Origin of the sequence: Brevibacterium otitidis (assembly GCF_042429315.1) — a bacterium.
Classification (GTDB): Bacteria; Actinomycetota; Actinomycetes; order Actinomycetales; family Brevibacteriaceae; genus Brevibacterium; species Brevibacterium otitidis.
The window spans coordinates 1-13,198 of the sequence record NZ_JBHMAU010000053.1 but is presented as its reverse complement, the minus strand read 5'-3'; the positions used below and the strand labels follow the sequence as shown (position 1 = coordinate 13,198).

Annotated in this window: 10 protein-coding genes and 1 tRNA gene; 4 read left to right on the top strand and 7 right to left on the bottom strand. The window is 67.1% G+C overall.

What is annotated here, in order from left to right:
* Positions 1–64 precede the first annotated feature (64 nt).
* Both ACFFN1_RS08385 and ACFFN1_RS08380 read left to right on the top strand, forming a co-directional pair.
* Positions 65–137 (top strand) — tRNA-Ala (locus tag ACFFN1_RS08385).
* A 283-nt stretch (positions 138–420) separates the two neighbouring features.
* Positions 421–741 carry a hypothetical protein gene (locus ACFFN1_RS08380; RefSeq protein WP_376840231.1) on the top strand — a complete coding sequence of 107 codons (321 nt, stop codon included), beginning with the start codon at positions 421–423 and terminating at the stop codon, positions 739–741.
* Between the two features lie 414 nt (positions 742–1,155).
* Here the strand turns inward: ACFFN1_RS08380 and ACFFN1_RS08375 are convergent, their stop codons facing one another.
* From ACFFN1_RS08375 to ACFFN1_RS08345, 7 genes are all read right to left on the bottom strand, one after another.
* Entirely contained in the window at positions 1,156–2,244 is a 1,089-nt protein-coding gene (locus tag ACFFN1_RS08375) for an ABC transporter substrate-binding protein (protein ID WP_376840230.1), read from the bottom strand.
* Positions 2,241–3,293, bottom strand: a complete 1,053-nt coding sequence (locus ACFFN1_RS08370) for an ABC transporter substrate-binding protein (protein WP_376840229.1) — start codon at positions 3,291–3,293, stop codon at positions 2,241–2,243. Before ACFFN1_RS08370 ends, ACFFN1_RS08375 begins: the two co-directional genes overlap by 4 nt.
* Before the next feature lie 194 nt (positions 3,294–3,487).
* Positions 3,488–4,324 (bottom strand): ABC transporter ATP-binding protein, encoded by an 837-nt coding sequence (locus ACFFN1_RS08365; RefSeq protein WP_376840228.1) that lies wholly within the window; start codon positions 4,322–4,324, stop codon positions 3,488–3,490.
* Positions 4,321–5,394, bottom strand: a complete 1,074-nt coding sequence (locus ACFFN1_RS08360; protein ID WP_376840227.1) for a FecCD family ABC transporter permease — start codon at positions 5,392–5,394, stop codon at positions 4,321–4,323. The genes ACFFN1_RS08365 and ACFFN1_RS08360 overlap by 4 nt, the downstream gene beginning before the upstream one ends.
* Positions 5,391–6,458 carry a FecCD family ABC transporter permease gene (locus ACFFN1_RS08355; protein ID WP_376840226.1) on the bottom strand — a complete coding sequence of 356 codons (1,068 nt, stop codon included), beginning with the start codon at positions 6,456–6,458 and terminating at the stop codon, positions 5,391–5,393. The genes ACFFN1_RS08360 and ACFFN1_RS08355 overlap by 4 nt, the downstream gene beginning before the upstream one ends.
* Before the next feature lie 43 nt (positions 6,459–6,501).
* Positions 6,502–7,566, bottom strand: coding sequence for an iron-siderophore ABC transporter substrate-binding protein (locus ACFFN1_RS08350; protein WP_376840225.1), 1,065 nt, complete (start codon positions 7,564–7,566; stop codon positions 6,502–6,504).
* A 360-nt stretch (positions 7,567–7,926) separates the two neighbouring features.
* Positions 7,927–8,760, bottom strand: a complete 834-nt coding sequence (locus tag ACFFN1_RS08345) for a helix-turn-helix transcriptional regulator (protein WP_376840224.1) — start codon at positions 8,758–8,760, stop codon at positions 7,927–7,929.
* 170 nt (positions 8,761–8,930) lie between these two features.
* On the opposite strand from ACFFN1_RS08345, the gene ACFFN1_RS08340 reads away from it, so the two are divergent.
* Together ACFFN1_RS08340 and ACFFN1_RS08335 are read left to right on the top strand one after the other, a co-directional pair.
* Complete coding sequence (locus tag ACFFN1_RS08340; RefSeq protein WP_376840286.1) at positions 8,931–10,517, top strand: ABC transporter transmembrane domain-containing protein; 1,587 nt, start codon at positions 8,931–8,933, stop codon at positions 10,515–10,517.
* Positions 10,514–13,075, top strand: a complete 2,562-nt coding sequence (locus tag ACFFN1_RS08335; protein ID WP_376840223.1) for an SIP domain-containing protein — start codon at positions 10,514–10,516, stop codon at positions 13,073–13,075. Before ACFFN1_RS08340 ends, ACFFN1_RS08335 begins: the two co-directional genes overlap by 4 nt.
* The last annotated feature ends 123 nt before the right edge of the window (positions 13,076–13,198 follow it).

Here is a 13,198-nt window from a genome sequence, read left to right as displayed (position 1 = left end):
TGCTTGGCGGTCACCACGCGACAGGAGTACAGTACTGGTGTCGCCGTTGCGCGGTGTGACCTTGGGGGCTATAGCTCAGTTGGTAGAGCGTCTCGTTCGCAATGAGAAGGTCAGGGGTTCGATTCCCCTTAGCTCCACGGAACAGGCCGCTGACCAGTACAAACGCTGATCAGCGGCCTTTCTCATGCGTCCCTGGTACGCACAAGCGGTATGCATGGTGGTCGAGTTTATGTTCGTGGCGGTGTTCTTTCTGCACTGATTGCGACAGCGCAGAAGAGGCGGGGCAGCAGCGCGGCAGCTGTCACCAGCGACCACAGAATGAGCGCAGACAGCGCAGCAGGGCTGCCGGGGCGCCCGGAAGATCCGAGCAGAGCTCAACTGTGAAGGCGTCACGGTTGCCCCTGCACCGTCGAGCGGCTGATGCGCACCGAGGGCCTGCGTGGGATCGCGCGGGAGAAGACCCGCAAGACCACGATCAGCGACGGCGCTCAGACCCAGCAGCCCGCGGACAAGGTCAAACGGAAGCCCGTCACCACAGCCCCGGACCAGCTCTTGGTCGCCGACCTGGCCTGCGGACGCACGCACGCGGGCTGGACCTCCGTGGCGTTCGTGCTGGACGTCTTCAGCCGGATGATCGTCTGCTGGCAGGTGTCCACGTCGCTGCACACTGATCTGGCGCTCGATGCCACCGGCATGGGCTGTGGGCCCGGCAGCGCGCCCGCCACGACGTCACCGGCCTGATCCACCACAGCGGCAGAACAGGCCAGTATCGAGCGATCCGCTGCACCGAGCGGCTCGCCAAGGCCACAACCGTCGCATCCCTCGGCAGCACGGGCGACTCTTACGATAACCGTGGTGGTGAGCCCACTCATGGGAGGGAGCTCGTCACGCTGTGGATTCGGGACGGCGCCGCGGCCCGGAAGAGCCTTATCGGCACCCCACCCAGGCCGATCCTCGCCGATCCGTCCGCCAAAGAATCCGGTCTGCGAGTCTGCATCGGCCGCCACGGACCTCGACAGCTCGAATGGGCCCTGCCGCGACTGCGAGACATCATCGTGAGCCAAACTCCACCGCCTGCTTTCGCTCACGCGCGATGACGTCATCTCCACCATCCACGTCGCGGCAGACGCCAGCGTTCACTGCTCGGCGTGACCGCTATTCGTCGCCGGTGCGTACCACCGCATCGGCCCCGAGCGCGGACGTGATGTCATCTAGGAATCCGTGCTGAATGGCCCAGGGGACACTCAACACGGAGGGAGTAGTGACTGCCATCAGAAGCTCCGGGTCTTCCAAGTAGTAGTAGCGGTCCTCGGCAATCGGAGCCCACCGCGACATCAGTGGATGGGCGAGAGTCTGCGCGATCTTGTCTCGGGAGTTCGACCATCCGATGAACACGTCGGTGGTGAGCGCATCCAGTCTCTCGAGGCTGACGGAGCCGTAGTAGTCGTCCCCAAATGAGCCGACTTCCTGAACGACGGACGGGTCGTCAGTCATCCCGAACTCACGAAGCAGTGTAGGGCGGGGGTCATCCGGCGAGTAGACGGCAAGGTCCGTGGAACCGTCTTCCAGCCACTCGCCGAAGATGAAGGTCCTCCCTTCGAGCTGAGGGTGCGCATCGCGCGCTGAATCGAGCGCTGCCTGCGTTCGTGAGATCAGTTCCGCAGCCTGCTCAGGGCGTCCCAGCGCGGTGCCTGCGAGCTCGACGATGTCCGACCACGAACCGTAAGTCCACGGTGTGCGCGCATAGGCGATCGTCGGGGCGATGTCACTGAGCTGCTGATAGTCGGATTCGGTGATCCCGGAGTATGGCGCGAAAATCAGATCCGGGGCGTAACTGAGGATCTCCTCTGGGTCGTAGACACCGTCCTTTCCTGGGGAGAGAACCGGCGGCAGTTCGGCACCGAGTTCGACAGTCACATGCTCTCGGAACCAATCGCTATAGCCGTCCGGCGTGCCGTATTCTTCGGGAACAGCGACGGGAACGACGCCCAGCGCGGCGACCGCGTCTTCGGCGCTGCCCCCGAGGACAACCACTCGTTCTGGGGTTGACGGGATACTCGTCTCGCCGTGCGCATGCGTTACGGATATCGGGAAGCCGCCCGGCTGCTGCCCTGAGGTCGGGCGGTCGCCTGCCGATGATCCGCACGCCGTCAAAGACAGCGCGAGAGCCAGAACGACGAACGGAGCCAGTAAGCGGCGCAGCCCGACCTGACGTGGCGCCTCCCGAATCGTATCGGAGGTCACGATGCGTCTCCTTCCCCACGCGTCTCGGTGACGACGCGGCTGATGTCGTCGGCAATGGCGTCGATGCCCCAGTCGATGCCGAGCGGGGTCGCGGTCGAGAGGGCAAGCCCGGTGGCCGCGTCCTCGATCAGTGCGACCCGGTTCTCCGACACAGGCGCCCAGCCTTGGAATGCGGCGTTCGCGGCAACGGCTTCGCGCCAAGTGTCTTCATCGGAGATGACGATGTGGACATCAGGGCTGAGCTCCAGGAGCTGTTCCATGCTGACGGTGAAGCTGCTGGGGTCGCCGGTTTCGTGCTGCAGTTCGAGTGTTCCGGGGAGAGGCTCAAGCCCGAGGTCTTCGAGAATCTGAGCGCGGGGATCGACGGAACCGAAGACGACGACCTGTCCGTCGTCGGAAGGCAGGAAGCTGTGCAGGTACGTGACTCCCGACAATTCGGGGTGCGCTTCCGCGACATCGGCGACTCGCTGTGCGGTCTCCTTCTCGATTTCGGCGGCATAGGCCGGGCGCCCGAGCGCGGCACCCATCATCTGAATGTGCTCATCGACCGTGGTCGCCCAGGGCTCCGCGGGGAAGGCGATCGTCGGTGCGATGTCGGACAGCGCCTCATACTCGGCCTCGGTGATTCCGGAGTTGATGGCGACGATGAGGTCAGGCTGCTGCATCAGGACGTACTCCAGGTCGACCTCACCACGCTCCAATGAAGGGTCAAGGGAGGGGAAGGGGGCACCGAGCTTCTCGATTGCTTCGGAGACCCACGGGTAGTAGTCGTCCTCGATTCCGGTTGCGTTGCCTTGTGCGACCGGAACCGTGCCGAACTGGATCGCAATGTCGGCGCCGCTCCATCCGATTGCGACGACGCGCTGCGGCTGGGTTGTGACCTCGGCGGACCCGTACGCGTGCTCGATCGTCACCGGATACGCACCATCCTCCGGCTCGGCGAAGACGCGCTGATCGGTCTCCGCGGGCGGAGCCGAGGACGCGCATCCGGAGAGAAGAAGAGCGCAAGCCAGCACGGCCAGCGCAATGCGTCGGGAGACAGAGAACATGGACGCTCCTCACGGGTTGTGATGATTCAGTGGAATAAGGCAAGCTTTGCTTCCGACGTTATCCGTCGCTGTTTTCGCTTGGCGGACATCTGCCGTCGTCCTCGCGACAGATCCCCGGAGGGCGCGGGCAAGCGATACCCGGGGGCGTGAACGAGCGCCGTGAGACGTCGCTGACAACCTTGGCGATTGCTGTTTCAGTCGGCAAGCGGTCGTCGGACGACGCGACGAGGGATGACCAGCGGTGTGCCGGTCTCGGGGTCGGGTTGGATGCGGCAGGGGAGGTCGTAGACGTCCTCGACGAGCTCGGCGGTGAGGACCCGGGCTGGCTCACCGGACGCGACGACCGCGCCGTCCTTCATGACGATGAGGTGGTCGGCATACCGGGCGGCCTGATTGAGGTCGTGGAGGACGACCACAATGGTGCGGCGCAGCTCGCTGCGGAGTGTCTCGAACAGTTCGAGCAGCCCGTACTGGTGGGAGATGTCGAGGAATGTGGTCGGTTCGTCGAGGAGCAGGACTGGGGTCTGCTGGGCGAGGGCCATCGCGACCCAGACGCGCTGGCGCTGCCCGCCGGAGAGTTCGTCGACGAGTCTTCCGGACAGGTCAGCGGTGCCGGTCGCTTCGAGAGCGGCGGTGACGGCGGCCTCGTCTTCGGCGGACCACCGGTCGAACATGCCCTGGTGCGGGTAGCGCCCGCGGGCAACGAGGTCAGCGACGCGTATCCTGTCCGGGGCGAGGGAGGTCTGGGGAAGCAGGCCGAGCCGGGTGGCGAGCTGTTTCGGCGGCAGACGGTGGATGTCGTCTCCGTCGAGCAGGATCGCGCCATCGAGGGCCGGGAGGACGCGGGCGATCGTGCGCAGCAGGGTTGATTTGCCACATGCGTTGGGGCCGATGATGGCGGTGTACGTGCCGCGGGCGATGGTGATGTCGACCCCGTCGACGATGATCCGCTTGTCGTACCCGGCGCGCACGGCGACTGTGCGTACTGCGTCCACGGCAGAGGTGTGGGTGGCGGGACTGGTAGTGGTCATGTTCTTCTCCGGAACTCCGAGATCAGCAGCCAGGCGAGGTATGTGCCGCCGAGCGAGACGGTGACGACTCCGACGGGCATCCCGAGGCGTTGGGCGAGGATGTCGGAGGTGAGCAGGCTGAATGCGCCCACGAGCGCCGAGGGAACGAGTAGCGGCCCCGATCCGCGCACCAGGCGACGCGCGATCTGTGGCGCGGCGAGGGCTATGAAGGAGATGGGGCCGGCGGCGGCGGTGACGAGCGCGGTGAGGGCGACGCCGAGGACGACGGCGAGGGCTCGGGTGCGGTCGGCGCGTACGCCGAGCGACTGGGCGGCATCGTCGCCCAGTTCGAGCTGGCGCAGGCCCGGGGCGAGCGTCGTCACGGCGGCGAGCAGGATGAGCAGGAGCGCTGTCATGGGCCAGAGCTGGTCGTGGCCGAGCGCGTTGAAGGATCCGGCTGCCCAGACCGCGGCGAGCATGGCGGTGTCGACGCTGGTGGACAACATGAGTGCGGAGTTGAGCGATGATAGCAGGGCGGCGACGCCGATGCCCATGATGATCAGCCGGAACGATTGCACGGATCCGCGCACCGTGGCGAGGAGATAGACGATGGCGGCGGTGATGATGCCGCCGAGGATGGCACCTGCGGCGATGTCGAGGTAGCGGGTGGATCCGACAAGGAGCATGACGAGGATCGCGCCGGTGTAGGAGCCGGAGGAGAAGCCGATGATGTCCGGGGAGCCGAGCGGGTTGCGGGTGAGGGATTGGAAGATGGCGCCGGCGATGGCGAGGGCGATGCCGCAGGCGATTGCGAACAGTGCCCGCGGCAGTCTCCACCCCACGACGAGCATGTGCGTCTGCTCGCTGGCGGTGCCGGTGAGCGCGGCGGCGACGTCGCCGAGGGGCACGGGGTAGGTGCCGAGGGTGAGGGAGATGACCGCGAGGATCAGGGTGAACAGTGCGAGGGTGGCGCAGACGGCGAGGGCACGGACGCCGACCACTCCCGAGACCCGGGGAACGCGAATGGCGATCGCGCGGTATCCGTGGTCGACGGTGTCGTGCTCGGCACTGCGGCGGGAGTTGGTGCTCACAGGCCGCTCACCGACCGTCGTCGTGCGAGGACGATGAGCACCGGGGCACCGATGACGGCTGTGACAAGGCCTACGCGCAGTTCTCCACTGGGGAGGATGACTCGGCCGAGGATGTCGGAGAGCAGCAGCAGAATCGGTGAGACGACAATCGTGTAGGCAAGGATCCATCGCTGATCGGGGCCCACGAACCAGCGCACGACGTGCGGGATCATGAGCCCGACGAACCCGATCGGTCCCGCCAGCGCGGTCGCCGTGCCGGCGAGCAGGGTGACGGCGACGATCACGACGATCCGCACCCGCCGGGCACGAACCCCGAGCGAGGCGGCGAGCTCGTCTCCGAGCGCGAGGGCGTTGAGCGCTCGGGCGGCGCCAAGGCCGAGGAGGAGCCCGAGAAGAATCAGCGGCGCGAAGGAGAGGACGATATCGAGCTGTCGTCCGCCGATGGATCCGACGCCCCAGAACCGGAGGTCGTCGAAGGTGTCACGGTTGCCGAGAACGATCGCGGTGGTGAGGCCGCCCAGCACGGCGCTGATCGCCACGCCCGCGAGGGTGAGCTTCGCCGGGGTGGCTTTGCCGCCGCCGACGGCGCCAAGCGCGTACACGAGTATCGTGACGGCGCCGGCGCCGAGCAACGCGAACCATACGTAGCCCAGCGGGGCGGCGATGCCGAGGAACCCGACCGCCATCGTCACCGCGAACGTCGCGCCGGCATTCACGCCGAGGATGCCGGGATCAGCGAGCGGGTTACGGGTGTACGCCTGGATCAGCGCCCCGCACATCCCGAGCGCCGGGCCCACGACCAAGCCGACGACTGTGCGCGGCACGCGCAGCTCGAATACCAACACGTGCTCATCGATCGTGTGGTCATACGCCCACAGCGAGTCCCAGATCGTCGGCAGTGCGATAGCTCGGGCGCCGACGCCGATGCTGAGCATGACGACGACAGCGAGCACGGCAGTCGCGACACCGAGACCGGCCAGTCGGAACGCCCCGGAGCGAGTTACACCGGACGGTGCCGCCCGCTCCTCGATCGCACGGGCGGCCGTCACTGTCGGGACGCTCATCTGCCCGAATCCGGATCGATAGGGGGAACCCTGGGGCACCGTGTCACTGGGCCCTGCGCACGACGGCGCCACCGTCGATCGCCGCGGAGATGTCCTTGATGTAGCCCTGCTCGATCGCCCACGGGATGCTGAGCACGCTGGGACCGCTGGTGGCCATGCCGAGCGTGTTGTCCTCGGCGATGAAGTAGCGGCCGTTCGCGATCGGGTCCCACCGGTTGAAGACCGGGTGCTCGAGCGTGTGCTTGGTGTCGGCGGCGGCAAACGACCACGCCAAGACGACATCCGCCTCCACCGAATCGAGCTCCTCGAGGCTGATGCCGCCGTACCAGGTGTCCGCCGGCACGTCTGCTGTCTCCGCAGCGAGCTGCGGAGTGTCGACCAGGCCGAACGCGTGCAGCAGCCGCACGCGCGGGTCCTCGCTGATATAGGCGGTGATCTCCGTTGCCCCCTCGGAGAAGGCCGTGCTGTAGAGGAACGAAGCCCCGTCGAGGTTGGGGTGCTTCGCGGCTTCCTCGTCGATGGCTGCCTCGGTCTGTTCGATCAGCTCGGTGGCTTTGTCATCTTCGCCGAGGATCTCACCGATGATCTCGGTGTGCTCCTGCCACGCGCCGGCGGTGAACGGCCGATCCATGTACGCGACAGTCGGGGCGATCTCGCTGAGCCGTTCGTACTCTGTCTCGGTGAAGCCGGAGTACACGCCGATGATGACGTCCGGCTGGAGGGCGAGGATCTGCTCGTAGTCAGGGCCATCCTCGGTCACGGTGATGACCTCCGGCATCTCCGCGTCCAGCTCGTTCTCGATCTGGTCGCGGAACCACGGAGTGAAGCCCTCCTCGTCTCCGCCCCACGTTTCGGGAACGCCGACCGGGGCGACGCCCAGCGCGGCGACGATGTCGTGGTTCATCCAACTCAGCGTCACCACGCGCTCCGGCTTCTCCGGGATCGTCGCCTCGCCCAGCGCGTGCTCGATCGTGCGAGGGAAACCCGATTCCGTCGCAGCCGCCCCGTCAGGGGCTGCAGTCGAGTCGGCCGTGGACGAGCAGCCGGCGGCCACAAGGACCAATGCGGCGAGTGTGACGAGCGCGCTGGTGCGACGCAGAACGAACATGAATCCTCCGAGGGATGTAATCGGGTGTCGCCAGGGGAAGACGACCAGCAGCCAGGTTAAGCATGCCTGGGGACAGGTTACGCAGTGCTGGTTGCCGATAGCGGACACCTCTTTGCGTTGGACGGACACAAGTTCACCGCTGTTTTGTCACAGCGCAGTGAGCGGGCTCCCGCACGAGCAGCCCTCAGGGAAGAGACACCGCCGGGCGACATTGAATGACCCCAAAGAGCACCCCGCATGGAACCGAGCGGGCCCGGAGCTCCCCAGCGGCGAGAAGCGCCGAGAGCACGCGACCAACGCCGCTGCGCCCGCTGGCGATGCGCGGTGCTCCGCAGCCTCGATTCTTGGACTGGTCTTTCGTCAGTCGTCGTTATTTGCGGGCAGGAATCGGTGCGGCGGGCGTCCCATAACACGGTGGAATGCGGCGCTGAAGGCGCTAACGGTGGCGTAGCCGACCCTGCGTGCGACTATCCCGACGGGTGTTCCGTCGCTGAGGAGACGGACCGCAGCTGACATGCGTGCGGCCGTGCGCCACTGGGTGAACGTCATCCCGGTCTCGGCACGAAACGCACGTGCGAGGGTGCGGGCACTGGTGGAGGTGGCCCATGCCCAGTCCTCGATCGAGCGGTCATCGGCAGGGCCGCTCATGATCGCCCGGGCGATCGGGGCGATGCGCGGATCCCGCGGGAGCGGCAGTTCGATCACAGGGCACGCGTCATCGGCGACCAGCTCTAGACAGACCCGCTGGGCGCGCAGCCGCTGCTGGCGGGGCATACCGGTGATCGCCAGATGACTGAGGAGCTCCCGCAGAGCGGCGTTCACGGTGACCGGGCGCACCTCCGGTGCGGCGCCCTCCCACGTCTCGGGTAGGAGGTATAGGGCCGCCAGTGTGGTGGAGGGGGCGCGGCTTGCCGCGTGCCGTGTTCCGGCGGGCACCCACAGCCCCTGCCCAAGGGTGAGGTTGTAGCGGGTGCCCTCCACCTCGACCTCGGCGGCAGCACGTTCAGGCCAGAACACGACATGTTCGGGGTGAGCGTGTTCGCCCGGCGAGCACCCATCGGCGTCATCGACGTACGCATATCGCAGGTACCGGGTGGTCAGCAGGTACCCTTCGGGCACGATCCGCTCCCGCACCGGAAAGCCCACAGCATCATCGATGCACTCGTCGGTCGGCGACGAATCGAGCAGAGTCACCAGCACTCCCTCACTGCCCCACAGCCCTACATTTATTTAGGTAAGGCTAACATATCCACAATGTCTGCTCGGCGACAACATTCGTCATCCCTGCGGTCGCCCGCACGCCTAACATCTCAAGAGTGACCACTGACAGTTCCCCTTTGACACGACAGACGCCCGGCCGGATCATGCGTTTTGCGCTGTTGCGTGGCGGACGTGGGTGGCGACTGTCGGCGGCGACTGCGGGGTTCATGCTTCACCAGGCGAGCGAGGCAGCGGTGCCGATCCTCATCGGCGTGGTCATCGACCGGGCGGTGCTCCCTCGTGATCCGGGCGCCCTGGCGCTGTGGCTGGGTGTGCTGGGGTCGGTGTTCCTCGTCCTGTCGTTCAGCTACCAATGGGCGAGCCTGGCGATGGTTCGCATCTACGGGCACGGTGAGCATGACCTGCGGCAGCTCGCGGTCGCCCGGGTGCTGCATCCGCGAGGAATAAACACGCGCCGGACCGGCGAGGTGTTGTCCGTCGTCACGAGCGACACGTATCGGGTTGCCGGCGTCGCGTGGAGCATCGCCGAACAGGCCGCCACCATCGCGGCGCTGCTCACCGCGGTGGCTGCGCTGCTGCTCATCTCGATCCCGCTCGGCCTCGGAGCGCTGGCCGGGGCGCTGCTGGTGCTGTGGGGCATGGCAGCACTGGCTCGGCCACTGGAACGTCTGGGCATGGCCGAGCAGAGCGCGGTCTCACAGGCGAGCGACGTGGCGACGGACGCCATGGAGGGGCTGCGGATCGTCCACGGCCTCGCCGCCCATCCGCAGATCGTCGCCCGCTACCGCGAAGCGAGCACAGCCTCCCGCGACGGCGCGATCCGCGCGTCTCGGTCACTCTTGACCTACCAGGCGGTGAGCACGGCAGTATCGATCCTCTACCTCGGCGCGCTGGCTGCCGTGGCCGGGTGGATGGCGATGCACGGGACGATCACACCGGGGCAGTTGATCACCGTGGTGGGGTTGGCCCAGTTCCTGCAAGCCTCCCTCGACCACATCGGCACGTTCGGGGCGAACTGGGCACACAAGCGCGCATCAGCCCGGCGCCTGCACGACCTGCTCGCCGAGCCGCACACTCTTCCCGGCGGACAGGAGACGGAACCGGATCACGGCATGCTGCGGTGGGCCACGATGGACGGTCGTGTGATCGAGTCGCAGCCGGGACGGATGATCGGCATCCGGGTGGTCGGCGCCAGGCACGCTCGGGACGTGGCAGCCCGGCTGGGGTTCCGCAGCGTGCCCGCACCGGGCGAACTCATGCTCGGCGGGGTCGACGCCCTGACCATCGGCCCGGCTGCCTACCGGAAGCACGTGCTGGCTCCGCCTCATGATGCGTTCGTGTTCACCGGCAGCATCCGGCACAACGTCACCCTCGCGACCTCCCCTTCCTCCGCGTTGAACGACGATCTGGTGAAAGCGACCGCGCTGGACGACGTGATCGAGCATGTCGGATCACCAGACGCGCCCATCGGTGAACGGGGGCGCCGCCTGTCCGGAGGACAGCGACAGCGACTGCTGCTGGCACGAGCGCTGCACACCCCGGCCGATGTTCTCGTGCTCGAGGAACCGACGACTGCGCTCGACCCCATCACGACGCATCGTGTGGGAGCCGGCCTCGCACGATGCGGCCGCACCATCCTGCTGATCACAAGCGACCCGATCCTGCTCGACAGCTGCGCGACGGTCATCGACCTCACCGCACCCCGGGTTGCACAGGCGGTGTCCCCGTGACCGAGACGCTGCCCGTCGCATCGATCCGCGACACCCTGCGCACCGTCCGTGGTCTCCTTGCGCGACGACGAGGCCCGATCACCGCGACAGTGGCGTTGCTGCTGACCGGGTCCGCCAGTGCATTGGCGATCCCTCCCGTGCTGGGCTGGATCGTCGACATCATCCTCTCCGGCGTCGACGTGTGGCGCATCCCGTTCGCAGCCGGCGTCCTCGTCGGAGCCGGGACCGTCTCGGCCACGACCGCCTGGTGGGGCGGACGGCTGCTGGTGGTCTGCGTGCAGGGGATGCTTGCCGAGCTGCGCGAGGAGGTATTCACCGCCGCGATGCGGATCGATGCCACGACCGTTGAACGGGCGGGAAGCTCGGACGTGGTGTCGCGACTGACGGGTGATGTCGAGGCGGTCACCGAGGCCGGGTCAGGAGTGCTGCCGCGCTTTGTCGGCGCCCTGTTCACGATCGTGCTCACGGCGGTCGGAATCGCCGCGCTTGATCGGCTCCTCGCACTGGCCGCGCTGATCGCCGTCCCGCTGCAGCTGGTCGCGGTGACGCGGTTCCTGCGTCGCTCGCGCCCTCTGTACGTGCGACTGCGCCGCGAGGAGTCCGACCGCGGACAAGCGATCATCGAGAGCGTCGCCGGAGCCCGCACCATTCGCGCCCATCGTCTCGCCCCTTCTCGTCTCGGACTGATCGCCGAGCGAAGCCTGACCGCGGTAGAAACCGCTCGCACGGCCGGCAGGGCGCGAAACGTGTTCAACGGCACGCTCAACCTGGCCGAGTTCGCAGGTCTCGCCGCCGTGCTCACCGTCGGATTCTGGCTCGTGGAGACGGCCGGAATGACCGTCGGGACGGTGACCGCCGCCGCACTGTTCTTCCACCGCCTGTTCGGCCCCATCGGAGCCTTGCTGTCGAGCATCGATGATCTGCAGCGCGCCCAGGCAGGACTCGAGCGTCTCGTCGGCGTGCTGCACAGTACCGCGCCGGCAGCCCCGCGACATCCGATTCGCGATGCCTCCGTCGAGCTCCATCACGTGACGTTCACCTATCCCGGGGCGGGATCGGATCGACCCGCCATCGCCGATGTCAGCATCAGAATCAACCCGGGGATGCGTGTCGTGCTCGTCGGGGCGAGCGGATCGGGGAAATCGACCACCGCACGACTCATCGCGGGACTGGCCGAACCTGGCCGGGGTGCCGTGCTCGTCGGCGGACAGCCCGCAACCCAAGCCGGGCAGGACTCAAGCAAGCCAGCGGTCATGCTCGTCACGCAGGAGACACACCTGTTCTCCGGAACACTCGCCGACAACCTGCGCCTTGCTCGCGCAGACGCCTCCGACGACGAACTGCGAACGGCTCTCCACGCAGTCGGCGCCGACTGGGTCAACGACCTCCCACACGGGCTCGACACCCCCGCCCCGCAGGATCTCGGCGAGCAACGCCTCCAGCAGGTCGCGCTTGCCCGTGTCCTGCTCGCCGACCCGCCCATCGTGCTGCTCGACGAAGCATCCGCTTATGCGGGCGCGGACACGACACTGGACCGCGCCGTCGACGCGGCCGTCCACGGGCGCACCGCAATCATCATCGCCCATCGTCTCTCCCACGCCGAGCACGCCGACTCGATCGCTGTATTCGAGGACGGCCGCATCATCGAGCAAGGAGACCTCGGCGAGCTCGTCGACCGCAGCGGCGTCTTCCGCTCACTCTGGGACGCCTGGACACGTGAACGCGACCAGACTTCCCGCCTCACCCATCGCCCGCATCTCTCGAGGAGGAATAACCCCATGCCCGTCCCCTGCTCCCCCGCCCGCGTCGAACGCGTCGCACGACTCACCCCACACATGATCCGGATCTCGTTCCAGACCATCGGCGACTGGCGCTGGCGCACCGACGGCACCGGCGACGAACGCATGGATATCGCGATCCCCCGCCCCGGCGAGACCGAAGCCGATCTGACGACGTTTAACCTGCCTGAGTATGGGCCCGGGTGGGCCGGCGAAGAACCCCCGTGGCGCCATTACACTGTCCGCAACGTCTACGACGAAGGCCGCCGCTTCGACATCGACTTCGCGATCCATGGCGGAGGAATCGCCTCGACCTGGGCCGAACGCGCTGAGCCCGGCCACATCATCGGCGCCTTCCATGGCGGCGGCTCCTACTACCGCCCGCCATCCGACGCGACGTTCCAATTCCTCATTGCCGACGCCACTGGGCTTCCCGGCCTAGGACGCATTGTCGAAGAACTCCCCGAAACTGCCCGAGCCCTCGCCATCATCGAAGTACCCGAGCCCGCCGACATCCAAACCATCAACTCCGCCGCCACCGTCGAGTACCGCTGGCTGTCCGGGACCGGAAATGGCCATGGCCCCAGCGCGCTGCCCGCCGCCGTTGCTGCGCTTACCCCGCCCGATGAGCCCTGGTACGCGTGGGCAGCGTGCGAGGCAACCGCCAGCCGCTCTATCCGCACCGAGCTCCGTAAGCGACTCTGCTCACCCCGCGACCGACACCACGTGATCGGATACTGGACCGAAGACATGGCGGGCAACCGACCAGCCGACACGTGACACTGACATACCCATAATGGCTCTTCGGACATCCGGTGGGGGTCATGGGGTGAGTCCGCCGGCGGCGAGGAGCATGCGGAGGCGGTAGTTGTGCTGGTTGCGGTAGCCGCGGGCGAGGCGGCG

Bases quoted from the DNA above. Each gene is read 5' to 3' on its own strand.
- ACFFN1_RS08380 (WP_376840231.1), top strand. From the start codon at position 421: ATGCGCACCGAGGGCCTGCGTGGGATCGCGCGGGAGAAGACCCGCAAG.
- ACFFN1_RS08355 (WP_376840226.1), bottom strand. From the start codon at position 6,458: ATGAGCGTCCCGACAGTGACGGCCGCCCGTGCGATCGAGGAGCGGGCG.
- ACFFN1_RS08340 (WP_376840286.1), top strand. From the start codon at position 8,931: ATGCGTTTTGCGCTGTTGCGTGGCGGACGTGGGTGGCGACTGTCGGCG.
- ACFFN1_RS08370 (WP_376840229.1), bottom strand. From the start codon at position 3,293: ATGTTCTCTGTCTCCCGACGCATTGCGCTGGCCGTGCTGGCTTGCGCT.
- ACFFN1_RS08365 (WP_376840228.1), bottom strand. From the start codon at position 4,324: ATGACCACTACCAGTCCCGCCACCCACACCTCTGCCGTGGACGCAGTA.
- ACFFN1_RS08350 (WP_376840225.1), bottom strand. From the start codon at position 7,566: ATGTTCGTTCTGCGTCGCACCAGCGCGCTCGTCACACTCGCCGCATTG.